At 72.0% G+C, this 25,030-nt stretch carries 22 protein-coding genes and 2 pseudogenes; 17 read left to right on the top strand and 7 right to left on the bottom strand.

Going from position 1 to position 25,030, the window contains the following annotated elements:
• The first annotated feature begins 82 nt into the window (after positions 1-82).
• The 5 genes from LY13_RS12090 to LY13_RS12070 are packed head-to-tail and all read left to right on the top strand — an operon-like array spanning position 83 to position 5,303.
• A complete protein-coding gene (locus tag LY13_RS12090) occupies positions 83-1,702 on the top strand; it encodes an ABC transporter substrate-binding protein (protein WP_253828490.1) in 1,620 nt (539 codons plus the stop codon).
• Positions 1,666-2,724: an ABC transporter permease gene (locus tag LY13_RS12085; RefSeq protein WP_253828489.1), complete on the top strand. Its 1,059-nt coding sequence runs from the start codon at positions 1,666-1,668 to the stop codon at positions 2,722-2,724. Before LY13_RS12090 ends, LY13_RS12085 begins: the two co-directional genes overlap by 37 nt.
• On the top strand, positions 2,717-3,631 hold the full coding sequence (locus LY13_RS12080; protein WP_253828488.1) for an ABC transporter permease: 915 nt from the start codon (positions 2,717-2,719) through the stop codon (positions 3,629-3,631). Before LY13_RS12085 ends, LY13_RS12080 begins: the two co-directional genes overlap by 8 nt.
• Positions 3,632-3,642: 11 nt before the next feature.
• On the top strand, positions 3,643-4,674 hold the full coding sequence (locus LY13_RS12075; protein ID WP_253828487.1) for an ABC transporter ATP-binding protein: 1,032 nt from the start codon (positions 3,643-3,645) through the stop codon (positions 4,672-4,674).
• Positions 4,668-5,303 carry an ABC transporter ATP-binding protein gene (locus LY13_RS12070; protein WP_253828486.1) on the top strand — a complete coding sequence of 212 codons (636 nt, stop codon included), beginning with the start codon at positions 4,668-4,670 and terminating at the stop codon, positions 5,301-5,303. The genes LY13_RS12075 and LY13_RS12070 overlap by 7 nt, the downstream gene beginning before the upstream one ends.
• A 71-nt stretch (positions 5,304-5,374) precedes the next feature.
• On the opposite strand, the gene LY13_RS12065 is transcribed toward LY13_RS12070, so the two are convergent.
• Positions 5,375-6,199: a helix-turn-helix domain-containing protein gene (locus tag LY13_RS12065; RefSeq protein ID WP_253828485.1), complete on the bottom strand. Its 825-nt coding sequence runs from the start codon at positions 6,197-6,199 to the stop codon at positions 5,375-5,377.
• Between the two features lie 70 nt (positions 6,200-6,269).
• Between LY13_RS12065 and LY13_RS12060 the strand changes: the two are divergent.
• Positions 6,270-7,061 (top strand): annotated as a pseudogene (locus tag LY13_RS12060) (aldo/keto reductase); the annotation flags it as partial.
• Positions 7,062-7,256: 195 nt separating this feature from the next.
• On the opposite strand, the gene LY13_RS12055 reads toward LY13_RS12060, so the two are convergent.
• From LY13_RS12055 to LY13_RS12045, 3 genes are all read right to left on the bottom strand, one after another.
• Positions 7,257-8,273 carry a CNNM domain-containing protein gene (locus LY13_RS12055; RefSeq protein ID WP_253828484.1) on the bottom strand — a complete coding sequence of 339 codons (1,017 nt, stop codon included), beginning with the start codon at positions 8,271-8,273 and terminating at the stop codon, positions 7,257-7,259.
• Complete coding sequence (locus LY13_RS12050; protein WP_253828483.1) at positions 8,270-9,667, bottom strand: hemolysin family protein; 1,398 nt, start codon at positions 9,665-9,667, stop codon at positions 8,270-8,272. The genes LY13_RS12055 and LY13_RS12050 overlap by 4 nt, the downstream gene beginning before the upstream one ends.
• A 505-nt stretch (positions 9,668-10,172) precedes the next feature.
• A complete protein-coding gene (locus tag LY13_RS12045; RefSeq protein WP_253828482.1) occupies positions 10,173-11,510 on the bottom strand; it encodes a PhoX family protein in 1,338 nt (445 codons plus the stop codon).
• A gap of 345 nt (positions 11,511-11,855) precedes the next feature.
• Between LY13_RS12045 and LY13_RS12040 the strand changes: the two genes are divergently transcribed.
• Positions 11,856-12,719 carry a formate/nitrite transporter family protein gene (locus tag LY13_RS12040; RefSeq protein WP_253828481.1) on the top strand — a complete coding sequence of 288 codons (864 nt, stop codon included), beginning with the start codon at positions 11,856-11,858 and terminating at the stop codon, positions 12,717-12,719.
• A gap of 38 nt (positions 12,720-12,757) precedes the next feature.
• On the opposite strand, the gene LY13_RS12035 is transcribed toward LY13_RS12040, so the two are convergent.
• Positions 12,758-13,633 carry an IclR family transcriptional regulator gene (locus tag LY13_RS12035; RefSeq protein ID WP_253828480.1) on the bottom strand — a complete coding sequence of 292 codons (876 nt, stop codon included), beginning with the start codon at positions 13,631-13,633 and terminating at the stop codon, positions 12,758-12,760.
• Positions 13,634-13,714: 81 nt separating this feature from the next.
• Between LY13_RS12035 and hutH the strand changes: the two genes are divergently transcribed.
• From hutH to hutI, 5 genes are read left to right on the top strand one after another with little or no spacing between them, the layout of a single operon-like run.
• Positions 13,715-15,250, top strand: coding sequence for a histidine ammonia-lyase (hutH, locus tag LY13_RS12030; RefSeq protein WP_253828479.1), 1,536 nt, complete (start codon positions 13,715-13,717; stop codon positions 15,248-15,250).
• Positions 15,247-16,863, top strand: coding sequence for a urocanate hydratase (gene hutU / locus LY13_RS12025; RefSeq protein ID WP_253828478.1), 1,617 nt, complete (start codon positions 15,247-15,249; stop codon positions 16,861-16,863). Before hutH ends, hutU begins: the two co-directional genes overlap by 4 nt.
• 11 nt (positions 16,864-16,874) lie before the next feature.
• Positions 16,875-18,083: an allantoate amidohydrolase gene (locus tag LY13_RS12020; RefSeq protein ID WP_308216315.1), complete on the top strand. Its 1,209-nt coding sequence runs from the start codon at positions 16,875-16,877 to the stop codon at positions 18,081-18,083.
• Between the two features lie 53 nt (positions 18,084-18,136).
• The gene (locus tag LY13_RS12015) at positions 18,137-19,435 is read left to right on the top strand and encodes a formimidoylglutamate deiminase (protein ID WP_253828562.1); all 1,299 of its coding nucleotides are present in this window, start codon (positions 18,137-18,139) and stop codon (positions 19,433-19,435) included.
• Positions 19,432-20,697, top strand: coding sequence for an imidazolonepropionase (gene hutI / locus LY13_RS12010; protein WP_253828477.1), 1,266 nt, complete (start codon positions 19,432-19,434; stop codon positions 20,695-20,697). The genes LY13_RS12015 and hutI overlap by 4 nt, the downstream gene beginning before the upstream one ends.
• 24 nt (positions 20,698-20,721) lie before the next feature.
• On the opposite strand, the gene LY13_RS12005 is transcribed toward hutI, so the two are convergent.
• Positions 20,722-21,501, bottom strand: coding sequence for a hypothetical protein (locus LY13_RS12005; RefSeq protein WP_253828476.1), 780 nt, complete (start codon positions 21,499-21,501; stop codon positions 20,722-20,724).
• A complete protein-coding gene (locus LY13_RS12000; protein WP_253828475.1) occupies positions 21,498-21,722 on the bottom strand; it encodes a hypothetical protein in 225 nt (74 codons plus the stop codon). The genes LY13_RS12005 and LY13_RS12000 overlap by 4 nt, the downstream gene beginning before the upstream one ends.
• Positions 21,723-21,769: 47 nt before the next feature.
• On the opposite strand from LY13_RS12000, the gene LY13_RS11995 reads away from it, so the two are divergent.
• From LY13_RS11995 to LY13_RS11980, 5 genes and pseudogenes are all read left to right on the top strand, one after another.
• Positions 21,770-22,483: a dienelactone hydrolase family protein gene (locus LY13_RS11995; protein ID WP_253828474.1), complete on the top strand. Its 714-nt coding sequence runs from the start codon at positions 21,770-21,772 to the stop codon at positions 22,481-22,483.
• 41 nt (positions 22,484-22,524) lie between these two features.
• The gene (locus tag LY13_RS11990) at positions 22,525-23,127 is read left to right on the top strand and encodes a type IV toxin-antitoxin system AbiEi family antitoxin domain-containing protein (protein ID WP_253828473.1); all 603 of its coding nucleotides are present in this window, start codon (positions 22,525-22,527) and stop codon (positions 23,125-23,127) included.
• Positions 23,124-23,669 (top strand): annotated as a pseudogene (locus LY13_RS11985) (nucleotidyl transferase AbiEii/AbiGii toxin family protein); the annotation flags it as partial. The gene LY13_RS11990 and the pseudogene LY13_RS11985, both read left to right, overlap by 4 nt.
• A gap of 5 nt (positions 23,670-23,674) precedes the next feature.
• The gene (locus LY13_RS26170; protein ID WP_372493819.1) at positions 23,675-24,022 is read left to right on the top strand and encodes a nucleotidyl transferase AbiEii/AbiGii toxin family protein; all 348 of its coding nucleotides are present in this window, start codon (positions 23,675-23,677) and stop codon (positions 24,020-24,022) included.
• A 200-nt stretch (positions 24,023-24,222) separates the two neighbouring features.
• Complete coding sequence (locus tag LY13_RS11980; protein WP_253828471.1) at positions 24,223-25,017, top strand: ion transporter; 795 nt, start codon at positions 24,223-24,225, stop codon at positions 25,015-25,017.
• Positions 25,018-25,030: the final 13 nt, after the last annotated feature.

The following is a 25,030-nucleotide window of genomic DNA, read 5'->3' as shown; positions in this document are numbered from 1 at the left end:
TCGTGGTCAGTTGTTGTCATCTGATCATATGAAAAGATAATTTGTCGTACCGACGTGGACGGCGAGTGCGGGGGAGGCGGGCATGCCGCGGAGAGGGAGGCACCGCCGCCGCGCGTTCGTGTGCGCCGTCGCTGCGCTGACCTGGATGTCCGCCGCGTGCGCCGCTCCGGAGGGCAGTGGTGGCGACACCGGTGACGACGGCCTCGTACTGGCCGCGGCGTACGAGGACGAGAGTCTTCACCCGCTGCTCGGCCACGGTCAGGAAGGCGCGTCGAAGATCTTCGACGGCCTGTACGACTACGACGCCCACCGCGAGCTCCGCCCCGCGCTCGCCGCCGGGCCCGCTCGGGCGTCCGAGGACGGGCTCACCTGGACGGTGCCGCTGCGGCGCGACGTCCGGTTCCACGACGGATCCGCGTTCACGGCCGCCGATGTCGTCGCCACCTACCGCGCGCTCGCCGATCCGCGCTACGCGGCCACCGTGGCGTCGGAGTACGAGATGATCGACTCGGTCCGTGCCGTCGACGGCCACACGGTCCGGTTCGGCCTCGTCCACCGCTACGCACCGCTGCCGCACAAACTGACGCTCGGCATCGTGCCCGCGGAGTCGCTGGACCCCGGCCCCGGAGCGGAGCCGGAACCGCTGCACACCTCGTCGTTCGGCAGTCACCCCGTCGGGACCGGTCCCTACGAACTCGCCGAGTGGCGCAAAGGTGACCGCATGGTGCTGACCGCCAACGACGACCATTGGGGCGGCAGGCCGGCGGTGCGCACCATCACGGTCGTCTTCGCGGGCGACGACAACACGCGCGCCCAGCGGCTGCGCGCGGGCGAGTTCGACGGCGCGTCCCTCCCACCCGCGCTCGCCGACACCCTGCGCGACCTCGACGGGTACCGCGTCGTCCACCACCGGACCGCCGACTACCGTGCCGTGACGCTCCCGACGCGCCATCCCGTCACCGGGGACCTCGCCGTCCGCCGCGCGCTCAACCACGCCGTCGACCGGGAGGGCATGATCGACGCGATCCTCGCGGGGCACGGCAGGCCCGCGAGCACGCCGATCCCGCCCGTGCTCGAGCAGCTGCACGAACCGTCCTCGGCGTTCCCGTTCGACAGGTCCGAGGCGCGCCGCATCCTCGACGGTGCGGGCTGGCGGACCGGCGACGACGGCGTCCGCAGCCGCGGCGGCACCCGCGCGGCGTTCACGCTCCTGTATCCCGCCGACGACGGAGTGCGGAAACTGTTCGCGCAGGCGTTCGCGTCCGACGCCCGCGCCGTCGGCATCGACGTGCGCCTGGAAGGGCTCGGCTGGGAGGCGATCGAACCGCGGATGGCGCGTGATGCCGTCGTCCTCGGTGGCGGCAATCCGTTCGAACCCGACCTGGTCGCCTACCCGCTGCTGCACTCGTCGTACGGGGGCGACGGCTACAACAACCCCGGGTTCTACTCGGACTCCGATGTGGACGATGCGCTGGACCGTGCGCGTACGGCGTCCTCGCCAGGGCCGCGCACCCGGGCCTATCGCGACGTGCAGCGGGAGCTGCGCGACGACCCGGGATTCGTGTTCCTGGCGTTCCTCGACCACAGCTACGTGCTGCGCGACGCCGGGTGGCGCGGCTACCGGCCGGTGGTCGAACCGCACACGCACGGCCTGACCTGGGGACCGTGGTGGAACGTGCAGAACTGGACGGCGGCGTCGTGAGCGCCGACGTGAGCGCCGGGGTGGCGGCCGGGCGTGGAGCCGTGTCCCGGCGCCGTGCCGTCGGCGTGCTCGTGCTGCGGCGTATCGCACTGGCGGTGCCGGTGTTGCTCGTCGTCGCGTGCGGGGTGTTCCTCCTGGGTGCCGCATCGCCGTTCGACCCGATCCACCAGTACTACGGCGAGAACGTCTTCACCGCGAGCGACCAGCAGCTGGACCGCACGCGGGACGAACTGGGCCTCGACGATCCGATCGTCGTCCGGTTCGGACACTGGCTCGGCGGGATCGTCACCGGTGATCTCGGCACCAGCCGGGTGTTCCACCAGCCCGTGGCCGACGTGCTCGCCGAGCGGCTGCCGTGGACGCTCCTGCTCGCGGGTACGGGCATCGTCGTCGCCGCGCTACTGGCGCTGGTTCTCGGCGTCGTGACCGCGTGGCGGCAGGGCGGTCTGCTCGACCGCATCGTGACGGCGGTCGGCCAGGGGATGGAGGGCCTGCCGAGCTTCGTCGTCGCGTTCGCCGCGATCGGGGTGTTCTCGCTGGGCCTGGGGTGGCTGCCGGTCGCGGGGGTGACCGACGGCGACGCCGATGCCACCTTTGCACAGGTCGCCGAGCATCTCGTGCTGCCTGCGCTCGTGCTCGGCGTGTCCCAGGCACCGTGGCTGGTGCTGCACCTGCGGCAGTCGCTGCTCACCGCGCTCGCCGACGACCACGTGATCGGCGCCAGGGCGCGGGGCCTGCCGGAACGACTGGTCGTCACGGGGCACGCGCTGCCGACGGCGCTGCTGCCGTTCCTGAACGTGCTGGGCACCCGCGTGCCCGAACTCGTGACGGGCGCCGTGCTGGTGGAGACCGTGTTCTCGTGGCCGGGGGCCGCCTCGGCGATGGTGGAGGCGGGCCTGGCCGTCGACTATCCGCTGCTGGCGGTGCTCGCGCTGCTGGCGACCGTCGCGGTGCTGCTCGGATCGTTGCTGGCCGACATCGCCACCGTGGTGACCGACCCGAGGGTGCGTGCCGATGGCTGAACGGGAGATCGTCGCCGGTGCGATAGGACAGTGGCGGCAGGCCGCTCGGACCCGGGCGGGCACGCCGCGCGGCGGAGCGGGCGGCCGGGCGCGGCTGCGGCTCGGCGTCGGTGCCGGCCTGCTCGGCGTGCTGGTACTGGCGGCGATCGTGGTGCCCTGGCTGTGGCCCGCGAGCGAGCAGCTGTTCGACTACACCCAGGTGCGGCTTCCGCCGAGCGGGGAGCACGTGTTCGGCACCGACCAGGCGGGCCGTGACCTGTTCGTCCGCACACTGGCGGGCCTGCGCGTGTCGCTCCTCGTCGCGGCGATCTGCGCCGTCGGGGCGATCACGCTCGGGACCGCCGTCGGCGCCGTGGCCGGGTTCCTCGGCGGGTGGCCCGACCGGGTGCTCATGCGCCTGCTCGACACCGTCAACGCCGTCCCGCACCTGCTGCTCGGCATCGTCATCGTGGCGTTGTACCGGGGGAGTCTGACGGCCGTGATCGTGTCCATCGTGGTCACCCACTGGACCACCGTGGCCCGCATCGTGCGCGCCGAGGTGCTGTCGCTGCGGCGTCGCCCGTTCGTCGACGCGGCGATCTCGGGCGGTGCCACGCGCGGGCACATCCTGCGCAGGCACATCCTTCCCGCCGTCGCGGGGCAGGCCGCGCTGTCGGCGGTGCTCGTGCTGCCGCACGCGGTGTGGCACGAGACGGCGTTGAGTTTCCTCGGGCTGGGCCTGCCGCCACACCTGGCGAGCATCGGCAACATCCTGTCGGACGCCCGCTCGGAGTTGTTGCTCGGCGGCTGGTGGAACGTCGCCTTCCCGTCGGTGCTGCTCGTGCTGACCACCCTCGCGACGGCCGGGATCGCCGCGACGCTGCGCGACCGGCTCGTCCCGCGGCGCAGATCGGAGTTGGCCCTGTGACGGACACACGTGTGACGACGACGTCCGCCGAGGACGCGGCGACGTCGGCGGGAACACGGCAGCCCGCGAGTGCGCTCACCGTGGACCGGCTGTCGGTGCGATTCCTGTTGGGACGCAAGGGAAAAGCGGGGGTTGTGCACGCGGCGACGGACGTGTCGCTGCGGCTACGGCGGGGTCGCGTGCTGGCGCTGGTCGGGGAGAGCGGGTGCGGCAAGTCCGTCCTGACGTCGGCGCTGCTGGGACTGCTGCCCGCGAACGCGCAGACGCGTGGACGCGCACTGCTGCACGGCCCCGGAGACGACCTCGACCTGTGCACGGCGCCGGAGCGCAGCATGTCCCGGCAGGTCAGGGGCAGGCGGATCGGGCTCGTGCCCCAGTCGGCGGCGAGCCACCTCACGCCCGTGCGCACCGCCCGCGCCCAGCTGGCCGAGACCGTGCGGCAGCTGCGCGGGACCACGCTGCGCGGGACCACGCTGCGCGGTGCCGCATCCCGCGGCGACGTGGACGGCCTCGCCGAGCGCGCGGGCCTCTCCCCGGCCGCGCTCGACGCGTATCCGCACGAGCTGTCCGGCGGCATGGCCCAGCGCGTCGGGTTCGCGCTGGCACTTGCCGGTGAGCCCGACGTCCTGCTCGCCGACGAACCGACCACCGGCCTCGACCGCGTGCTCGTCGACCACGTCACCGACGGCCTCGCGGCGGCGGCCGCCGAGGGCACGGCGGTCCTGCTGATCACCCACGACCTCGCGGCCGCGCGGCGCGTGGCCGACGACGCCGCCGTGATGTACGCGGGCCGCATCGTCGAGGCGGGCCCCGCGGGTGAGGTGTTCGCCGACCCGTGGCATCCCTACACCCGCGGGCTGCTGGGGGCGTTGCCGGACGGCGGGTTCGAGCCGATTCCCGGCCATCCTCCCGAGTTGACCGACGTGCCCGGCGGGTGCGCGTTCTGCGCCCGCGTGCCCGACCCGCCGGGGCCGCCGTGCAACGGTGATCCGGAACCGGTCGCCGTGGGTGGCCGGCTGATCGCGGGACACGTGCCGTGCTGAGCGCGACGGACCTGGTCGTCGGTTATCGGCGGGGACGGCCGGTGCTGGACGGCGTCGACATCGAGCTTCACCCCGGCGCGACGGTGGGGCTGGCCGGTCCGAGCGGGTGCGGCAAGTCGACGCTCGCCGCCGTGCTGGCGTTGTTGCTGGAGCCGTGGTCGGGGAGCGTGACACTGGACGGCCGGCCGGTGCGGCGTTTCCGGCATCGCGTCTCGGCCGCGGAGCGCACGTCCATCGGCGTGGTGTTCCAGCAACCCCGACTCGCCGTCGATCCACGATGGACGCTGGACGCCGTCGTCCGCGCGCCGCTCGTCGCGTCGAAACGGAGGGACGACGGGATCGTCGCCGAGCTGACCGAGGCCGTCGGCCTCACCCGGGAACTGCTGGGCAGGCGGCCGCACGAGGTGTCCGACGGCCAGCTGCAGCGCGCGTGCCTGGCGCGTGCGCTGGTGCTGCGGCCGCGCTACCTGATCTGCGACGAGATGACGTCGATGGTCGACGCCTCCACGACCGCCCTGCTCGTGCACCTCGTGCGGAGCGTCGCCGCCGCAGGCACCGGTGTGCTGGCCGTCAGCCACGACGACGCGCTCCTCGACGCCTGGGCCGACGACGTCGTCCGGTGGCGTTGACGACCGGAACGCCCGCCGGGTTCACACAGCGTCGTGGGTTCGCAGCGTCACGGGTTCGCAGCGTCGCGGGTTCACATCGGCAGGTACACGACGAGGCGGTGCTCGTCCGTCTCGGGAATCTCCAGCGCCTCGTACCGCCAGGTCTGCGGGCCCTCGGGACCGGTTCGGCGTTCGGTTCCGGTCCACGCGGGAATCCGGGTCGCACGCGCGTAGCGGGCTGCGAAGCCCTCCGGTGCGGCCGCCGCCAGGTCCGTGGCCAGGGCGCGTGCGGTGCCGTCGCCCAGGTCCGCGGCGGCGCGCAGCCGCACGGCCCATTCGTCGGCGATCGCCTCCCGGTCCGGCAGCAGCTCGGGTGCACGCGGGTCGGTGAACACGAAGCGCGGCAGGTTGTCGACGTCCGGCGGGTACAGCACGGCGAACTCGTCGTTGCGGGCGAGTACGGCGCCGGTGCGGTCGAGCACCGCGGCGGGTGTGCCCGCGACGGCCCGCAACAGTGCCACGACGGTGGGCCGGAGCGGTGGCCGCTGCGCGGTGCACGGGCCGTCACCGCCTTTGACCAGGCGCAACAGGTGTACGTGTTCGTCGGCGCCCAGCTCGAGCGCCTTGGCGAGGGCGGCGAGTACCTGCGGGGACGGATTGCGGTCGGCGCCGCGTTCGAGCCGTGTCAGGTACTCGACGCTGACCCCGGCCAGGTGCGCCAGCTCGCTCCGCCGCAGCCCCGGCGTCCGCCTGCGGGGGCCGTTCGGCAGCCCGAGCGTCTCGGGCGCAGCGGCCTCCCTCCGCGCGCGGAGGAACGTGCCCAGCGCGTTGCCGTCCGTCCCCGCCACGTCCGTCCCCACCACGTCCGGTGCGGCCGCGTCCGTCCCTGCGGCGTCCGATCCCGTCGCCCCGGTCACGTCGCCGAGTCTACGAGGGTGGCCCTGTCGAGGCCTCCCTCCGATCGCCGCGGTCGACGAGGGTGGGCGTATGCGATATCGATTGTTCGGCCGCACAGGACTGCGGGTCTCGGAACTGTTCCTCGGCGCGATGCGGCTGCCCGACGCGGCGCAGACCCGCCGCATCGTCGACGCCTACGCCGACGCCGGGGGCAACGTCATCGACACGGCGTCGGCGTACGGCGAGAGCGAGAGCCTGCTCGGCGAGGTGATCACCGGACGCGACCGGTTCGTGGTCGCCACCAAGTTCGGGCTCAGCCGTGATCCCGGCGATCCCAACGCCGCCGGGGCGCACCGCAAGAACCTCGTCGCGACGCTCGAGCGCAGCCTCCGGCGGCTCCGCACCGACCACGTCGACATCCTGTGGGTGCACACCTGGGATCCGCACACGCCCGTCGAGGAGACGCTGCGCGCGCTCGACGACCTCGTCCGCGCGGGCAAGGTCCGGTACGTCGGCCTGTCCGACATGCCTGCGTGGACGATCAGCAGGGCCGACGCGATCGCCGACCGGAACGGCTGGACCCGGCCGGAAGCCGTGCAGGTGCCGTACAGCCTGGTCAACCGCGACATCGAGCGCGAAATCCTGCCCATGGCCGACGAACTCGGGCTGACCGTCGCCGCCTGGGGAGTCCTCGACCACGGGACGTTGACCGCACCCGGCGACGGCGCCTCGCCCGTTCGGGAACGGGTGGCGACGGCGCTCACCGAGATCGCCGGGGACCTCGGCACCACGCCCGGCCGCGTCGCGATCGCGTGGAGCCGGACACGGTCGCCCGCGATCCATCCCCTCATCGGGTTCCGGTCGGACGAGCGGATCGCCGACACCGTCGCCGCACTCGACCTGCGGCTGCCGGACGAGGCACTCGCCGCGCTGGACGCCGCGGCGCCGTTCGACGCGGGCCCGTACGCCGAGTTCGTGGCCGGATCCACGCGCGACCCGTTCGTCGTGGGGAACGCCCGGCGGCCGTGGACGGCCGCCGGGCGAGGGCTGAGTCCCGTGCCGTGCCGACGGGGACGCTCAGCCGCTGCCCGCGTCCGCGGTCGTCGACTCGCCCGGCAGCACGCGTCCCAGGATGTCCGCGATCGTGATCACCCGGGTGCCGCCGGAGGTCCGGACCACGGCGAGGTGCTGCGACGTCTCCCGCATCCGCGTCAGCGCCGTGTAGAGCGGCGTGTCCGGCGGCAGGTCGAGCACCGGGTACGCCACCGGCGCGATCGGCGCGTCGTCGGCCAGCAGCAGGGCGTCGCGGACGTGGACGACCGAGCGTGGGTCGCCGTCTCCCACGAGGATGCGCCGGTGTCCGGAGTCGCGGGCCGCCTCCCGGACCGCCGCGGCCGTCGCCGACGTGGGCACCGTGACCAGTGGTCCCGTCGCGACGGTGCGCACCGTCACACGTTGCAGGTCCAACGCGCCGGAGAGCTGTTCCGACGACAGGTCGTCGAGCGTGCCCGCCTCGACGGAGTGTTTCACGAGCTGCCGCAGTCCCTCCGGGTTCTGCCCGGTCGCCACCTGGTCGGCGGGGGTGACACCGGCTCGCCGCACCAGGGCGTTGGCCGCCGTGTTGATGGTCGACAGCAGCGGCCGCGTCGTGGCCACCAGCACGCGGGCCGGCAGCGCGAGCAGGGTCGCGGACCGCTCCGGATAGGCGATCGCCCAGGACTTCGGCGCCATCTCGCCCACGACCAGATGGAGGAACGTCATCGCGACGAGCGCGATCGTGAACGCGGCCGCGTCGGCCAGCCAGTAGGGCGCGCCCACCGCCTCCAACAGCGGGGTGAGCCCGTGGTGCACGGCCGGTTTGGTGACCGCACCGAGCGCCAGGGTGCAGCCGGTGATGCCGAGCTGGCAGCCCGCCAGCAGCAACGTCAGTTCGCGGGAACTGCGCAGCGCGGCGCGCGCCGAACGGCTCGTCGTGGCGGCTTCCTCGAGGCGATGGCGTTTCGCCCCCAGCGTGGCGAACTCGACCGCCACGAAGAACGCGCTGGCCACGAGGATCAGCACGGACGCGGCGACCACGATCCAGGGGTTGCTCATCGTGCCTCCTCCCTCGCGGACTCGCCGTCGGCGTCGGCCGACGTGTCGGCGGACTGCAGCGTGAGCCGCAGCCGCGACGGCACGTGACGGTCCACGTCGAGCACGTCCACTCGCAGCACCGGCGGTGCGGGCGGGTCCGGCTCGGCGAGCTCGGCCCCCGACTGCGGCAGGTCGACCAGCACCGTCGCACCCGCGGGAGGCAACGCCCCGTGCGCCGCGATCGTCAGGCCCGCGACCGTCTCCACGTCCTCGGACGGCAGGTCGTGACCGACAGCGCGCTCCACCTCGTCGACGTGTACGTCGCCGCCGACCAGCCAGCTGCCGTCGTCCTGCACCGTCACCGGCGGAGGCTCCGGGCTGTCGTGTTCGTCCTGCAACTCGCCGACGAGCTCCTCGGCCAGATCCTCGATCGTGAGGATGCCCGCGAACCCGCCGTACTCGTCCAGCACACAGGCGAGCTCGTTGCGGCTCGCGGTCAACCGGGCGTAGGCGTCGGGCAGGGCCATCGTCGTCGGCACCAGCAACGGCGGGCGGCACAGCTGCGACACCGGCGTCTCGTCGTCGGCGGGCCGGGCCAACACGGCGGCCAACTCGGCCACGCCGAGAACGTCGCCCGCCTCGTCGACCACCGGATAGCGCGTGTGACCCGCGGCCATCAGCTCACGGACACGGGAGATCGGGGTCTCGGCCGCCACCACGTCGACCCGTGCCCGCGGATTCATCGCGTGCTCGACGTCCTGGTCGGGAAAGTCCAGCACCCGGTCGAGCAGCACCGACAGGTCCGCGGGCAGATCGCCCGTGGCGCGCGAGTCGGCCACGATGTGCTCGAGGTCGCGCGCCGTCGCCGAATGCTCCACGTCATGGACGGGCTCGATACGCAGCAGCCGCACCAGCGCGTTCGACGCGGCGTCGAAGAACCTGATGAGCCAGCCGAACAGCGTCAGATACAGCGTCGTCGACCCGGCCAGCCACAGTGCGACACGTTCGGGAACGGCGATTGCCAGGTTCTTCGGGAACAGTTCGCCGACCAGCATCTGCACCAGCGTCGACACCACCAGCACGGCCACGGTGCCGACCGCGATACCGACCGACGTCGGCACACCGACCCCACCCAGTGCCGTCCCCAGGGCGTTGCCGACCAGCGGCTCGGCCACGTAACCGACCAGCAGGCCCGTCACGGTGATGCCGAGTTGCGCGCCGGACAACATGAACGACGTGCGGCGCGTGATCGCCAGCGCACGTTGCGCCGATCGGTCGCCCGACTCGGCCAGCGCGGCGAGCCGGGAACGGTCGACGGCCATGTAGGCGAATTCCTGCGCCACGAAGTAACCGTTGGCCGCGATCACGGCCAGGATGACGACGATGCCGAGCAGGAGGCTGAGGGCCCAGATCATGTGCGGCACCTCGCGGTGCTCTCGCTCACGATCCGGGTGCCGGTACTACAACTGTCGTCCATCGCCCTTCCTGGCAGGTCACCGTCAAGACATTCCGGTCACGGCGTTCCCGGCGGACCGCTGTGCCATTCGAACCGCTGTGCCATTCGACAGCTGCGCCGTTCCGCAGGCGAGACGCTGCACGAACGCCGCTTCCGCCGGATCCGGCCGACGGCCGGACAAACCGGATGACGTCATCCTACCGGAGGAACGTGATCGGTGGCGGCGTCGCTGCCACGAACGACGGAACTGTCACCAACGACGGAGCTGTCACCAGCGACGGAACGGCCCCGGCGGTTCCCGCGAAACCACCGGGGCCGTCCACACGCTCCGCCTTCACCGGCGGAGCGCCACGTCGATCAGAGCGCTCCGCGCTACTCGGTGTACAGAACGCTCCGCACTACAGCCTCACTCGGAACGCTCCGCACTACAGCCTCACTCGGAGCTCTCCGCGCTACTGGCTCACTCAGAGCGCTCCGCGCTCCCACGGCCCGGTGACGGCGTAGGTGATGCCCGGCGACTGGACGTTGAAGAACAGGATCTTCCCGTCCGGCGAGAACGTCGCACCCGCGAGCTCGCTCGTGTTCGACGAGTTGAGCTCGGCGAAGTCGAACACCTCGCCACGGTTCGTCACACCGCGCAGCAGGTCCTTGCCGCTGCCGTCCTCACACAGCACCAGGCCGCCCGAGTTGGGCGAGACGCAGATGTTGTCCGGGCTCTCGAGCACGTCCGGGTCGGTCGACTCGTACACCAGCACGAGCTGGCCGCCCGAGTTGCCGCGCGCCCGGTACTCCCACACCTGGCCGATGCCGGCGTCGCCGCCGCTCGTCGAGTTCAGGTAGATCGACCCGTCGCCGAACCAGGCACCCTCGAGGCGCGCGAACACGGCCGCGCCCTTGGCCCAGCCCTGCCGCGCAACGGCGAGGCTGTCGTCGCTGTCCGGGTCCGGGTCGTCGATGTCGACCCACTCGACCGGAAGCCTGCGGTTCGGCTTCTGACCGATCCGCGTGTCGAAGTTCGGCTGGTCCTTGATCGCCAGCATCTGCAGCCGGCCGCCCGCGGACAGGTCACCCGGCACGTTCGGCACGAACCGATAGAACCCGGCGCTGCCGCGGTCCTCGGTCTGGTACACGATGCCGGTGGCCTCGTCGATCGCCACGGCCTCGTGCGTGAACCGGCCCATCTCCTTGTACGGCACCGGGTCCACCGGGCTGTCGGCGCCGGCGGGCACCTCGAACACGTACCCGTGCGGCGTGTCGACGTCGAGGCCCGTGAACGTCTCCTCGCAGGAGAGCCACGAACCCCACGGCGTCGGACCGCCGGCACAGTTGCGGATCGTGCCCGTGAGGCTCGGGAACGTGTCGACGAGCTGCATCTTCTCCGGGTCGAACACCATCGTCGTGGTGCCGCCCGCGGCGCCCGCGTCGTACGACGGCGAGGCGAACGCCGCGCCCCCGCTGTTCTCGTGGTTACGCACGAGGCGGATCAGCCCGTCCTCGCCCGCGAACGCGGCCATGCCGTCGTGCATGGCCGGCGTGGGCGTGCCGTCGCTCATCGGCGTTCCCGTGTGTCCGAACGCGACGTACGAGAAGCCTGCGGGCAGCAGCAGCTCGCCACCGGGCGCGGGCTGCAGCGGGCCGTAACCGCCGTTGTCCTCGGCCTGGCGCGGGCCACGTCCCGGCTTCGCCGACGCGGTCGTGGCTCCCATCATGCCGAGCAGCGCGGACGTCGCGCCGACGGCGGCGCCGCTGCGGAGGAACCCGCGGCGGGACAGGGCGGTGGGGGTGGTGGGTCGGTCGACCATTACTGACACTCCTTGCAAGTCCGGGAAGGTCGAATTCACCCCACACGTCCGACGTGTCCCGCTCTGCAGGTCGCGATGAACGACCTTTGAACGGCTGCCGATCGGCGAGTGTGCCGACGAACCGGGACTGCGCCGAACGGCCCAGTGTCAACGACCGTTCGGCCCGATTCGTCCGGACGGTCCGCGTGGGTGATGGCATTCCCGGATTCCCGGGCTCCCCGCCGAGGTGATGGCCTGTGCGGTCTCCGTGACGTGGAGTTCACGTGGTGACACGGGGAGGACACGACATGCGGCGACACTGCCGCCCGAGTGAGTGTTTCCGTGTTTTCGGTGAGGAGCTACGTCGTGTCCTACGTGAAGCCGCGCGAGTTCGTCGGCGCAATGGTCGACGCGGGCGAGTCCAAGGCGTTCCTGTCCACACGGGACACGCTGATCCGGGCCTACATGGCCGGTGCGATCCTCGCGCTGGCGGCCGCGTTCGCGGTGACCGTCACCGTGGAGACCGGGAACGCGCTGGTCGGCGCCCTGCTGTTCCCGGTCGGTTTCTGCCTGCTGTACCTGATGGGCTTCGACCTGCTGACGGGTGTCTTCACGCTCGTTCCGCTGGCGTGGCTCGACAAGCGGCGCGGCGTGGGCGCCAAGCAGGTACTGCGCAACTGGGGACTGGTGTTCGTCGGCAACTTCGCGGGCGCACTGACCGTGGCGCTGATGATGGCGATCATCGTGACCTACGGGTTCAGCGTCGACCCCAACGACGTCGGGCAGCAGCTCGGTTCGATCGGCGAAAGCAGGACCGTCGGCTACGCCGAACACGGCGCCGCGGGCATGCTGACGCTGTTCGTCCGGGGCGTGTTGTGCAACTGGATGGTCTCGACCGGGGTCGTCGCCGCGATGATGTCGACGTCGGTTCCGGGGAAGGTCCTGGGCATGTGGATGCCGATCCTGCTGTTCTTCTACATGGGCTTCGAGCACAGTGTGGTCAACATGTTCCTGTTCCCGACCGGGCTCATGATGGGCGGCAGCTTCGGGGTCGGCGACTACCTGCTGTGGAACGAGATCCCGACCGTGCTCGGCAACCTCGTCGGCGGCCTCACGTTCGTCGGCCTGACGTTGTACGCCACCCACCACCGCACCGCCCCGGAACGGCGCAGGCCGGGCACGGGCGCCGCCGAGGGCGAGGAGTTCCTGCCGGAGAAGGTCTCGGCGTGACTGCGTGACTGCGTGCCGGGTGACTGCGGGGCAGCGGGTCAGGTGGTGGGCGGCAGCCCTCCGATGCGGGTCGTGAGTTCGGCGGCGGCGCGGCGGACCCGCTCGGCGAGGTCGGGCCAGGTCGCCCCGCATTCGACGCCGGCACCGCCCGACCCGCCGGCACCGTCCGACCCATCACCGCCCGCGTCGCCGTCGTGGCAGTGGTGGCGGAAGGTCAGGCTGATGGCCGCCAGCGGCCTGCCGCCGTGGTCGAACGCGGGGTGGGCGACGGACGCGAACTCCGCCGTCACGTGGCCGTCCTCGATCGCCCAGCCGAGCCGGTGGTGGGCGGCCAGGGTCGTCCGCAGCTCGGCCAGACTCCGCGGCCCTCTGCCGGTGCGCCGGACGAACGCCGACGCGGTCGGATACAGCGCCCTGACCTGAGGCTTCGGCAGGTGGGTGAGCATCGCCCTGCCCGAGGCCGTCAGATGCGCGGGTAGCCGGACGCCCACGTCGGTCACGACCGTCTGCGGCTGTGGCGGGCGTTCCTTGATGAGGTAGACGAGTTCGCCACCGTGCAGTACGCCCAGGTGCGCGGTGTGCCCGGTCTCGTCGACGAGCCTGCGCAGGATCGGCCCAGCCAGGCGTTCCAGCGGGTCGTGCCGCAGATACGACGAGCCGAGTTCGAACGCGGCGATGCCCAGTCCGTACCGTCGCTCTGCGGGCAGGTGGACGACGAACCCGGCGGCCTGCAGCTCGGTGAGCAGGTGGTACGTCGACGACCGGGGGACGCCCGCCTCGCGTGCCAGCGTCGCCGCCGAGACCGGTCCCGCGTGCCGGGCCAGCACGCCGAGCAGCGCGAGCCCGCGCCGCAGCGCAGGGACGTTTCCCTGGGCGTTCCCGCCACTGTCGGTGGAGGCTCTGTCCTGCGCCATCAGCCCTCCTGTCTGGGATCCGAGACGGAAATCCTACCGGCGGCGCTGATGAGCCCGCCCTCCGCGCGGTGCAATGAGGGCATGCCGAACGAGCCGAACGAGGTAGTGATCGGATCCGCTCCGCTGACACGCGACGGCGTCGTCGCCGTTGCTCGCGGCGGTGCCCGGGTGGCCGTCGACGCGGTGGCGCGGAAGAACGTCGCCACCGCCCGCGCGCACGTCGACGCTCTTGCCGACGCGACGACGCCGTCGTACGGTGTGTCGACCGGGTTCGGTGCGCTGGCCGTGCGCAGCATCCCGCCGGAACGCAGGGCCGACCTGCAGCGCTCGCTGATCCGCTCGCACGCGGCCGGTGCCGGGCCTGCCGTCGAGACCGAGGTGGTGCGCGCCCTCATGCTGCTGCGGCTGCGCACGCTGACCACCGGTCACACGGGTGTGCGGACCTCGACCGTCGACACCCTCGCCGCGCTGATCAACGCCGGCATCACCCCGGTCGTGCCCGAACACGGTTCGCTCGGCTGTTCCGGGGACCTCGCTCCGCTGTCCGCGGTCGCGCTCGCGCTGATGGGGGAGGGCGAGGTCGTCGCCGCCGACGGTGCCGTCCGGCCCGCAGCCGACGCGCTCCGGGACGCCGGGATCACCCCGGTCACGCTGGCGGAGAAGGAGGGCCTCGCGCTCACCAACGGCACCGACGGCATGCTCGGCATGCTCGCGCTGGCCACCCGCGACCTCGCCGGACTGCTCGACGTCGCCGACCTGACCGCGGCGATGAGCGTCGAGGCGCAACTCGGCACCGATCGCGTGTTCGCCGACGACCTGCAGGCACTGCGCCCGCATCCGGGACAGGCCGTCTCCGCGCGTCGGATGCGCGAGGCGCTGGCGGGGTCGGAGATCGTCGCCAGCCACCGCGGCCCCGACTGCACCCGGGTGCAGGACGCCTACTCGCTGCGCTGCGCTCCGCAGGTACACGGGGCCGCGCGGGACACGCTCGCCCACGCCGAGGCGGTCGCCGACCGGGAGCTCGCCTCCGCCGTGGACAACCCGGTCGTACTCGCCGACGGGCGCGTCGAGTCCAACGGCAACTTCCACGGCGCGCCGCTCGGGTACGTGCTCGACTTCCTCGCCATCCCGGTCGCGGACGTCGCCTCGATCGCCGAGCGCCGCACCGACCGGATGCTCGACGTCGCCCGGTCGCACGGCCTGCCCGCGTTCCTGGCCGACGATCCGGGCGTCGACTCCGGCCACATGATCGCCCAGTACACGCAGGCGGGCATCGTCAGCGAGCTCAAGCGCCTGGCCACTCCGTCGTCGGTCGACTCGATCCCGAGCAGCGCGATGCAGGAGGACCACGTGTCCATGGCCTGGTCGGCGGCGCGCAAGCTGCGCCGCGGCGTCGACGGCCTGCGCACCGTACTGGCGGTCGAGCTGCTCACCGCCGCGCGCGCCCTCGACCTGCGCGCGCCGCTGCGGCCCGCCCCGGTGACCGGTGCGGTCCGCGACCTGGTGCGCACCCGCGTCGGCGGTCCCGGCCCCGACCGCCACCTCGCCCCCGAGATCGCCGCGGCCGAGGAGCTCATCGCTTCCGGTGCCGTCCAGAGCTGTGTGGAGGAAGCATGAGCCTGACCACGAAGAACTGGCAGACCGAGGCCGCGCTGCGGATGCTGCGCAACAACCTCGACCCCGCCGTCGCCGAGCGTCCCGAGGACCTCGTCGTCTACGGCGGAACCGGCAAGGCCGCCCGTGACCGGGCCAGCTACGACGCCATTGTCCGAACCCTGGCCACTGTGGCCGAGGACGAGACGCTGCTCGTGCAGTCCGGCAAACCCGTCGGGGTGCTGCGCACCCACGAGTGGGCGCCGCGTGTGCTCATCGCCAACTCCAACCTCGTCGGCGACTGGGCGAACTGGCCGGAGTTCCGCAGACTGGAGAACCTGGGCCTGACGATGTACGGCCAGATGACCGCCGGATCGTGGATCTACATCGGCACCCAGGGAATCCTGCAGGGCACGTACGAGACGTTCGCGGCCGTCGCGGAGAAGCGCTTCGGCGGCACGCTCGCCGGGACGTTGACGGTCACGGCGGGACTCGGCGGCATGGGCGGCGCGCAACCGCTTGCGGTGACGATGAACGACGGCACGGCGCTGGTGATCGAATGCGATCCGCACCGCGCGCAGCGCCGGCTCGAAACCGGCTACCTCGACGAGCTGGCCACCGACCTCGACGACGCGATCACCCGCGTGACGACGGCCAAGGCGAACCGCCGCGCGCTGTCGGTCGGCGTGATCGGCAACGCCGCCGAGGTCCTGCCCGAACTGCTGCGCCGCGACGTCGACGTCGACATCGTCACCGACCAGACGTCGGCCCACGACCCGCTGGCCTACCTGCCGTCCGGGATGGACGTCGGGGACTGGCACGACTACGCCGCCGCCAAACCCGACGAGTTCACCGACCGGGCGCGGGAGTCGATGGCCGAGCACGTGGCGGCGATGGTCGGGTTCCTCGACCGCGGCGCCGAGGTGTTCGACTACGGCAACTCGCTGCGCAGCGAGGCCCAGGCCGCCGGGTACGAGCGGGCGTTCGACTTCCCCGGCTTCGTGCCCGCCTACATCCGGCCGCTGTTCTGCGAGGGCAAGGGCCCGTTCCGATGGGCCGCGCTGTCCGGCGACCCTGCCGACATCGCCGCCACCGACAGGGCGGTGCTGGAGCTGTTCCCCGAGAACGAGTCCCTCGCCCGCTGGATCCGCATGGCCGGTGAACGGGTGTCGTTCCAGGGTCTGCCGGCGCGGATCTGCTGGCTCGGTCACGGCGAGCGGCACCTCGCGGGCCTGCGGTTCAACGAGATGGTCGCGAGCGGGGAGCTGAAGGCGCCCGTCGTCATCGGCCGCGACCACCTCGACTCGGGCAGCGTCGCCTCGCCCTACCGGGAGACCGAGTCCATGATGGACGGTTCGGACGCGATCGCCGACTGGCCGCTGCTGAACGCCCTCGTGAACACGGCGTCCGGCGCCACCTGGGTGTCCATCCACCACGGCGGCGGCGTCGGCATGGGCCGATCGATCCACGCGGGCCAGGTCACCGTCGCCGACGGGACCGAGCTCGCCGCACGCAAGCTCGAACGCGTGCTCGGCAACGACCCGGCCACCGGCGTGCTGCGCCACGTCGACGCCGGTTACGAGCGTGCCGCGGAGGCCGCCACGGCCGGTGGCCTGACCGTCCCGATGTGGCAGTGACCATGGTGGACGTGACAGGCACACCGGAGACGAGGGCGAGCGGACTGCTCGCCGACATCGCCGACGTCGGGCGCGACCGCATGCGTGGCGGATACTCCCGGCACGTGTTCGACGGCGCCGAGTGCGAACTGCGCGAGTGGTTCGCGGGCGAGGCGCGGCGACGCGGGCTCGACCTGGAACAGGACCGCAACGGCAACCTCTGGGCGTGGTGGGGAGATCCCGGACCGGACGCCGTCGTCACCGGCAGTCATCTCGACTCGGTTCCCGGCGGTGGCGCGTTCGACGGCCCTCTCGGTGTCGTGAGTGCACTGTCTGCAGTGGACATACTGCGTGCGCGCGGTGTGACGCCCGCGAAGCCACTGGGCGTCGTCGTGTTCGGCGAGGAGGAGGGCGGCCGGTTCGGGGTGCCGTGCCTCGGCTCCCGGCTGCTGACCGGGTCGCTGCCCGCGGAGAAGGCCCTGCGACTGCGCGATCCCGACGGCACGACGTTCGCCGACGCCGTGCGCGGCGCCGGGCTCGACCCGGAGCGCATCGGCGCCGATCCGGAACTCGTCGGCCGCATCGGCCGGTTCGTCGAACTGCACGTCGAGCAGGGGCGCGGACTGATCGACCTCGGCCGGCCCGTCGCCGTCGGCAGCACCGTGATCGCACACGGCCGATGGCGGCTGACGTTCGCGGGCCAGGGCAATCACGCCGGAGCGACGCCGATGGACGACCGCCGGGATCCGATGCTGCCCGCCGCGGAGACCGTCGCCGCCGTGCGCCGCATCGCCACGTCCGCCCCCGGCACGCGTGCCACCGTCGGCAGAGTCGCGGCGAACCCCGGCGGAACCAACGTCATCGCCTCGACCGTGGACCTCTGGCTCGACGCCCGGGGACCCGACGTGCCGTCGGTGGTGCGGGACGTCGAGGCCGCGGCGAGGGCCGCCGCCGAGGCGGAGGGCTGCACCGTCGAGCTGCGTGAGGAGTCGTGGGGCGACGAGGTGGTGTTCGACCCGGCGCTGCGTGACGCGGTGTCGGCCGAGCTAGGCGGCGTGCCCGCGCTGCCGACGGGAGCCGGCCACGACGCGGCCGTGCTGTCGGGCCACGTGCCCGCGGCGATGCTGTACGTGCGCAACCCGACCGGCGTCAGCCACGCCCCCGAGGAGTTCGCCGAGGACGCCGACGTGGACGCCGGTGCGGAGGCGCTGGCGACCGTGTTGGCGGGGCTGTCGGCGTGAGCGGGGCTGTCGGAGTGAGCGGGATCGGCGGCGTGAGTGGGAGCGCGGACGGGGTGACCGAGTACTGGTGCGAGTACGCGTGGCTGCCCGGCGGACCGGCCGAGGGCGTGGGCGTCGACGTGGCGGGCGGGGCGATCGTCGCGGTCGAACCCGGCAGAGCGCGGCGCGGCACGACGCTGCGGGGCCTGACGCTGCCCGGCATGGCGAACGCGCACTCGCACGCGTTCCACAGGGCGCTGCGCGGGCGTACGCACGGCGACCGCGGCACGTTCTGGACGTGGCGCGAGCTGATGTACCGCCTCGCCGAACGGCTCGACCCCGACGCGTACTACCGCCTCGCGCGGGCCGTCTACGCGGAGATGGTGCTGGCCGGGTACACGAGCGTCGGCGAGTTCCACTACCTGCACCACGGCCCGCGCGGCAGGCGCTACGACGACCCGAACGCGATGAGCGCCGCGCTCGTCGCGGCGGCCGCCGACGCCGGGATCCGCATCTGCCTGCTCGACACGTGCTACCTCTCCGGTGGCCCGGACAAGCCCCTCGAGGGCGTTCAGCTGCGCTTCGGTGACGGCGACGCCGACGGCTGGGCGTCCAGGGTAGGCGCGTTCCGGCCGGAGGGTGACCACGTCGTCGTCGGCACGGCGGCGCATTCGGTGCGCGCCGTGCCCGCGACGGAGCTGTCGGCCGTGGCCGAGTGGGCGACCGGGAGGCCGCTGCACGTCCACCTGTCCGAACAGCGCGGCGAGAACGAGGACTGCCTGCGGGTGCACGGCGTGACGCCGACGGCACTGTTGGCACGGCACGGCGTGCTGGCCGAGCGCACCACCGTCGTCCACGCGACGCATCTGACCGACGACGACATGTCGACACTGGGAGCGTCGCGGACGCGCGCGTGCTTCTGCCCGACGACCGAACGCGACCTGGGTGACGGCATCGGGCCGGCCTCGGCGCTGGCGGCCGCGGGCGTGCGGCTGTGCCTCGGCAGCGACAGCCATGCCGTGATCGACGCCTTCGAGGAGGCGCGGGCCCTGGAACTGAACGAACGCCTGGCCGCGGAGGCGCGCGGCCGGTTCGCCGTCGACGACCTGGTCGCCGCGGCGACCGACCACGCCGCGATCGGCTTCGACGACGTCGGCAGGATCGAGCCGGGCGGGCAGGCCGACCTCGTGACCGTGCGGCTCGACTCGGTCCGCACCGCGGGTGCGGCCCCCGGCGGCGCTCCGCTGGCCGCGACCGGCGCGGACGTCACCGACGTGCTCGTCGCCGGCAGGCCCGTGGTATCCGACGGGGTGCACACCCGCGTCGAACATCCCGCCGCCGACCTGGCGGCCGAGATCGGAAGGCTGCTATGACCCCGACACCGCGTCCCGTCACCGCCGTCTCCGCATCCACGCGGCACTCGACGTCTTCCGAGCAGCCGGCGTCCCCCGAATATGCGGCGTCCACTGAGTATCCGGCGTCCACTGTGGTCACCGGTATCGGCGAGCTGACCACGAACGACCCCGGCCCGGGGATCCTGCGCGACGCCGCGGTGGTGCTGGAGGCCGACCGGATCGCCTGGGTGGGCGAGTCCGCCGTGGCGCCCGCCGCCGACGCCGCCGTGGACGTGGGCGGGCGCGCGGTGCTGCCGGGCTGGGTGGACAGCCACACGCACCTCGTCTTCGCGGGCGACCGCACCGCCGAGTTCGAGGCGCGCATGGCGGGCGAGCCGTACCAGGCAGGCGGCATCGCCACGACCGTCGCCCGCACGCGCGCGGCGAGCGACGCGGACCTCGAAGCCAACCTGACGGCCCACCTCGACGAGGCCGTCCGGCAGGGCACGACGTGCCTGGAGACGAAGACCGGCTACGGCCTGACCGTCGAGGACGAGACCCGCTCCGCCCGTATCGCCGCCCGGCACGCCGACGAGGTGACCTATCTCGGCGCGCACCTCGTACCGCCCGGGGCCGACGCGGAGTCCTACGTGGACCTCGTGTGCGGGGACATGCTCGACGCCGTCGCCCCGTACGCCGCGTGGGTCGACGTGTTCTGCGAGGAGGGCGCGTTCGACGAGGCGCAGTCCGAGCGCATCGTGGCGGCGGCCGCGACCAGGGGACTCGGGGTGCGGGTGCACGGCAACCAGCTCGGCGCCGGGCCCGGCGTACGCCTCGCGGTGCGTCACGATGCGGCGAGCGTCGACCACTGCACCCACCTGACCGACGAGGACGTCGACGCACTGGCCTCGTCGGCGACCGTCGCGACCCTGCTGCCCGCGTGCGACCTGTCCACCCGGCAGCCCCTCGCCCCGGCGCGGAGACTGTGGGACGCGGGCGCCACCGTCGCACTGGCCAGCAACGCCAACCCGGGCAGTTCGTACACGACGTCCATGGCGTTCTGCGTGGCGACGGCCGTGCTGCAGATGGGCCTGACGGTGCGCGAGGCCGTGTGGGCGGCGACCGCGGGCGGCGCGCGGGCGCTGCGCCGTGACGCCGGCGACGGCGCCGTGGGGACGGTGCGTGCCGGTGCGCGCGCCGATCTGCACGTGCTCGACGCACCGTCGGCCACCCACCTCGCCTACCGGCCCGGCGTCCCGCTCACGTGGGCCGTCTGGCGCTGCGGCCGCCGCGCGGTCTGACCAGCGGCGGCGTCGCCCGGCCGGTCAGGTCAGCAGGGATTCGACGCCGAGGTCCGCGGCGGCCCGGCGGGCGCGGGAGCGGAGCTCCGGATCGTCGTCGAGACCTGCGGTGACGAGCCGTTCGCGCAGGTCGTCGTCGAGGTGGGCGAGTAGGTCGAACAGTGCGTGCCACAGGTCGTACTCGTCGGCGGCGCGGGCGTAGGCGACGCACCGGTCGGCCGGTTGGCGTGCGACCAGCGTGCTCAGGGACGACTTGTCGTCGACGACGAACGCGACCTCGAGGACCTGTCGTTCGTTCAGCTCGGCCAGGCCCGCCTCGGCGATCTCGGGTGGCACGCCGCCGACCAGCCTGCCGAGGGTGATCCAGTCCTCGCGTCTGCGCAGTTCCCTGCTGACGTCGGAGACGGTCGCCGTCGGCAGCTCGGAGAGGATGTGGACGGCACGGCGCGGGTCGAGCTCGGCCGCGACGTCGGCGAGGAACGGCGCGGGCAGCTTCAGCGCGATCGCCACGCCCCGGTCGCCGTCGATCAGGCCGGCCAGACGTGCGCTGAGCAGCGGTCCGAACGCCTTCTGCGCCAAGGTCACCAGCACCGGAACCGGGATGATGCCGCTGGCCGACACGAGCTTGCGCAGCACGGGTTGATGCGCACCGTGCAGGGCCTCGGTGGCCTGGTCACGCAACGTGCGAATGTCGGCGGCGGGTACGTCCTGCAGGAACTCGAGGCGCTGTTCGGATTCGCCGAGTACGCGGGCGAGCTTGACGATCTCGGCGCGTGCGGCGAGCCGGTCGAGCGCCCCGGTCACAGTCCCACCGCCTTGCGGACCGCGGGGCGGATGAAGAACGGGATGTGCGACAACGCGCTGTCGGCGGACTCCTGCAACGCCGCGGCCTGCCGTCGCCTGGCGTGCCGCAGCGCGTCGGCGAGTACCTGTTTCTGCTCGTCGGGAAGGGCGTCGATACCGGCGGGCAACCCGTCGAAACGAGGCCCGTCGAGCTGTTCGGCGAGCGTGCGGTCCGTCGTCATCGGTCCCCTCCGCGGCGGCTGCGGCTGTGAGGGATAGTTTCGCACCCATGGCAGACGAGATCGACACTTCGACGATCAGTGTCGGCGGCCTGGGCGCGCATCTGGCGCGGCCTGCCGAGCCGACGGGCGCCGGGATGCTGTTGCTTCCCATGATCACCGGAATCGGACAGCGTGTCCGCGAGTTCGCGGCCGAGCTCGCCGAATCCGGCGTCACGCCCCTGAGCTGGGACCCGTTCCACGGCGTGAGCATGGACGATCACGAGCTCGACACCATGGTCGAGCTGATGCACGGTCTCGACGACGAGACGTGCCTGGCCGAGATGCAGCGCCTGCTGGACCACATGTTCGGCGAGCTCGGCCTGGAGAAGGTGGGTGTGATCGGGTACTGCCTCGGCGGTCGGTTCGCACTGTTGCTGGGGGCGCGGGACGAGCGGCTCGCCAACGTCGTCGCCTATCACCCGACGGTGCCCGCCACGCCCGCGGACAACCACACGGTCGACCCGTTCGAGGAGACCCCGCGGATCGCCGCGCCGGTGATGATGCTCTACCCGGGGCAGGACACGATCGTTCCGCACGAGGTGTTCACCAAGCTGCAGGACGGTCTGCAGTCGCGCACCGGTGCGGCCAGCATCGTCCACCTGTACCCCGAGGCGCACCACGGCTTCAGCGACACCCGCAGTCACGGCGCCGAGGTCAACGAGGCCGCCTACGCCGTGTCGCAACCCCAGGTGCTGTCGTTCATCCGGGCGACGACGACCTGACTGGGAAGTGTGTCCGACGTTGATGGGATAGTATCACGGTTGTGTCGGACGTGGATCATGATCAGCTGTACCGCGTAGCGGAATCGCAGGCCGGCTACTTCACGTCCGGTCAGGCACGGGACGTGGGGATGGACCTGAGCACGCTGAGTCATCACGCGCGACCCGGAGGCCAGTACGAACGCGTGCGCCGGGGCTTGTACCGGTTTCGGCGTTTCCCGTCGAGTCCGGTCGAACACCTCGTGGCGGCGTGGCTCCCGCTGAGGTCCGCGCAGGCCGTCGTGTCGCATGCCAGCGCTCTGGAGCTGTACGAGCTGTCCGACCTGATTCCGGACGTGGTGCATGTGTCGGTGCCTCGTGCCAACCGCGGACAGCGGCCGCGGCCGGGAGTACGGGTCCATACCCAGGGCGAACCGCTATCCCCTCGGGATGTTCGCACTGTAGCGGGAATGGCTGTGACCAGCCCGGAACGTGCCATCGTCGATAGTCTGAACGATGGTGAACAGCCCGAGCAGGTTGAGCTGGCCGTCCGACAAGCCCTCGCTCGTGGACTCACCACCCGCCGGAGGCTTCGCCAGGTCGCCGCCGGCCGGTCGAAGCGCGTGCGCGAGTTCGTCGATGCTACGACGGGGCGGGTGGACGCGTGAGGTATTCGACCGGTCCGGCCTTTCGCCGCGCACTGGAGGATCGGCTGAAGGCGCGCGCGGACGGTGACGGCGGGCGTATCACGAGAGATCGCAAGCGCCTGGCGTTCGACCGCTTTCTGGCTCGTCTCGTCGAGGTCGCGGACGCAGAATGGGCACTCAAGGGTGGGTTTGCGCTCGATCTGAGGTTGAACGACCGGGCCAGGTCGACGAAAGACGTCGACCTGGCATGCTGGGTCGACGGGGAAGACCTGCTTGAGGTCCTCATCGATGCGGCCGGTGAGGACCGTGGCGACTTCTTCGGTTTCGCCGTCGAGCGGTCCGGCGACGTGCCCGACAGGTTCGGCGGTGCCCATCGGTTCCGGGTCACGGCGAGCCTGGCCGGTCGCCCGTTCGAGAAGTTCGTTGTCGACGTCGGACGGCCTGACGATATCCGGCACCTGGAAGCCGCGATCCTGACGACACCCCGGGTGCTGGGTTTCGCCGATATCGCGCCGGTCGAAGTGCCGGTCATCCCGCTCGCTGTCCACGTGGCGGAAAAACTGCACGCGTGTACCCGGGTTACGACGGCGGCCGGACGAGTAGCCGGGCCAAGGACCTCGTTGATCTTGCCCTCATCGCGCAGGCCTTCACACTCGACGCCCAGCAGCTGCTGCGAGCCGTGGAGACGATCTTCTCGGCGCGCGGTACGCACGACCCTCTACGTGCTGTGCCTGCGCCGCCGGAACTGTGGCGCGTGCCGTTTCGCCAGCTCGCCCGGACCGTCGGGCTCGACGACGATCTCGATGCGGCCCACCGAACCGTGAGCTCCATGCTCGATCCCGTCCTCAGTCGTGACGTTTCGGCCGGAACGTGGACTCCCGCAGCGCAGCAGTGGACGGAACTCGGTCGGGAGTGATTCGGACCGGCACGGATTCTGACGGGCACGGATTCGGACATGAGAACGCCGCTGCCCGAGGCCGCCTACGCCGTGTCACAACCCCAGGTGCTGTCGTTCATCCGGGCGACGACGACCCGATCGTCGGCACAGGCCGGCTGCGGAGGGTGATCGCCGCGCTGGACGCGTGTGAGTGATCACAGGTGGCACAATGTGCGCCCATGACCACCGGAACGCCGCGGGCCGGGCGCAGGCCGAGCCTCGTCGACCTGGCGATGCTCGTGCTCGCCGTCGGCTCGGTGGCGCTGCTGTGCTACCTGATGTTCTTCGACGTCTCGGAGGAGACCGCGCACACGATCTTCGTCGTCGACACGGCCATCTGCGGCGTGTTCCTCGTCGAGTTCCTGTGGCGGTGGCACAAGGCGGGCTGGGAGAAGATGTTCCCGCTCCGCGGCTGGTACGAGATCCTGGGCATGATCCCGATCGCCCACCCGGCCCTGCGCGGGTTCCGCCTGCTCCGCATCGTCGTCGTGGTCGTGCGACTCGCGCGCACCGCGGATCGCGCCTTCGGGGAACGGTTCACGCAGAAGCTCGTCGAGCGCTACTCGACGACGATCGTGCAGGCCATCAAGAAACCCGTGACGGTCGTCGTGCTCGACGAGGTGGTGAAGGTCCTCGAGACCGGCAACTACCCGGAGAACCTGGCACGATCGCTGTCGCAGAACCAGGAGATGCTGCGCGAGATCGTCACCGAGAAACTCAAGAACGATCCGCAGGCCGGCCGGTTCTCGCGGCTGCCGTTCCACGACGAGATCGTCCACTCGGTGACCGACACCGTGATCCGCATCGTGCTCGAAGTGCTCGCCGACGATCGCATCGACCACTTCTTCGCCGAGGTGGTGCGCGAGAACCGGCAGCAGATCCGCGAGGCCGTCAACCTCGGTCTGCACTACAAGGACGATCCCGAACTCGCCGATCGGCTGCCCGCCCGGCCGGAGCGGTCGCTCTACAGCTGACGCCCGGCCGAGA

The sequence above is a fragment of the Prauserella aidingensis genome (genome assembly GCF_024171865.1).
Taxonomy (GTDB): Bacteria; Actinomycetota; Actinomycetes; order Mycobacteriales; family Pseudonocardiaceae; genus Prauserella; species Prauserella aidingensis.
This window is presented reverse-complemented; position numbering and strand designations above follow the sequence as displayed.

Coding starts and splice junctions, on each gene's coding strand:
- LY13_RS12090 (WP_253828490.1), top strand. CDS start 83: ATGCCGCGGAGAGGGAGGCACCGCCGCCGCGCGTTCGTGTGCGCCGTC.
- LY13_RS12080 (WP_253828488.1), top strand. CDS start 2,717: ATGGCTGAACGGGAGATCGTCGCCGGTGCGATAGGACAGTGGCGGCAG.
- LY13_RS12055 (WP_253828484.1), bottom strand. CDS start 8,273: ATGAGCAACCCCTGGATCGTGGTCGCCGCGTCCGTGCTGATCCTCGTG.
- LY13_RS12050 (WP_253828483.1), bottom strand. CDS start 9,667: ATGATCTGGGCCCTCAGCCTCCTGCTCGGCATCGTCGTCATCCTGGCC.
- LY13_RS12045 (WP_253828482.1), bottom strand. CDS start 11,510: ATGGTCGACCGACCCACCACCCCCACCGCCCTGTCCCGCCGCGGGTTC.
- LY13_RS12035 (WP_253828480.1), bottom strand. CDS start 13,633: ATGGCGCAGGACAGAGCCTCCACCGACAGTGGCGGGAACGCCCAGGGA.
- hutH (WP_253828479.1), top strand. CDS start 13,715: ATGCCGAACGAGCCGAACGAGGTAGTGATCGGATCCGCTCCGCTGACA.
- hutU (WP_253828478.1), top strand. CDS start 15,247: ATGAGCCTGACCACGAAGAACTGGCAGACCGAGGCCGCGCTGCGGATG.
- hutI (WP_253828477.1), top strand. CDS start 19,432: ATGACCCCGACACCGCGTCCCGTCACCGCCGTCTCCGCATCCACGCGG.
- LY13_RS12000 (WP_253828475.1), bottom strand. CDS start 21,722: ATGACGACGGACCGCACGCTCGCCGAACAGCTCGACGGGCCTCGTTTC.
- LY13_RS11995 (WP_253828474.1), top strand. CDS start 21,770: ATGGCAGACGAGATCGACACTTCGACGATCAGTGTCGGCGGCCTGGGC.
- LY13_RS11980 (WP_253828471.1), top strand. CDS start 24,223: ATGACCACCGGAACGCCGCGGGCCGGGCGCAGGCCGAGCCTCGTCGAC.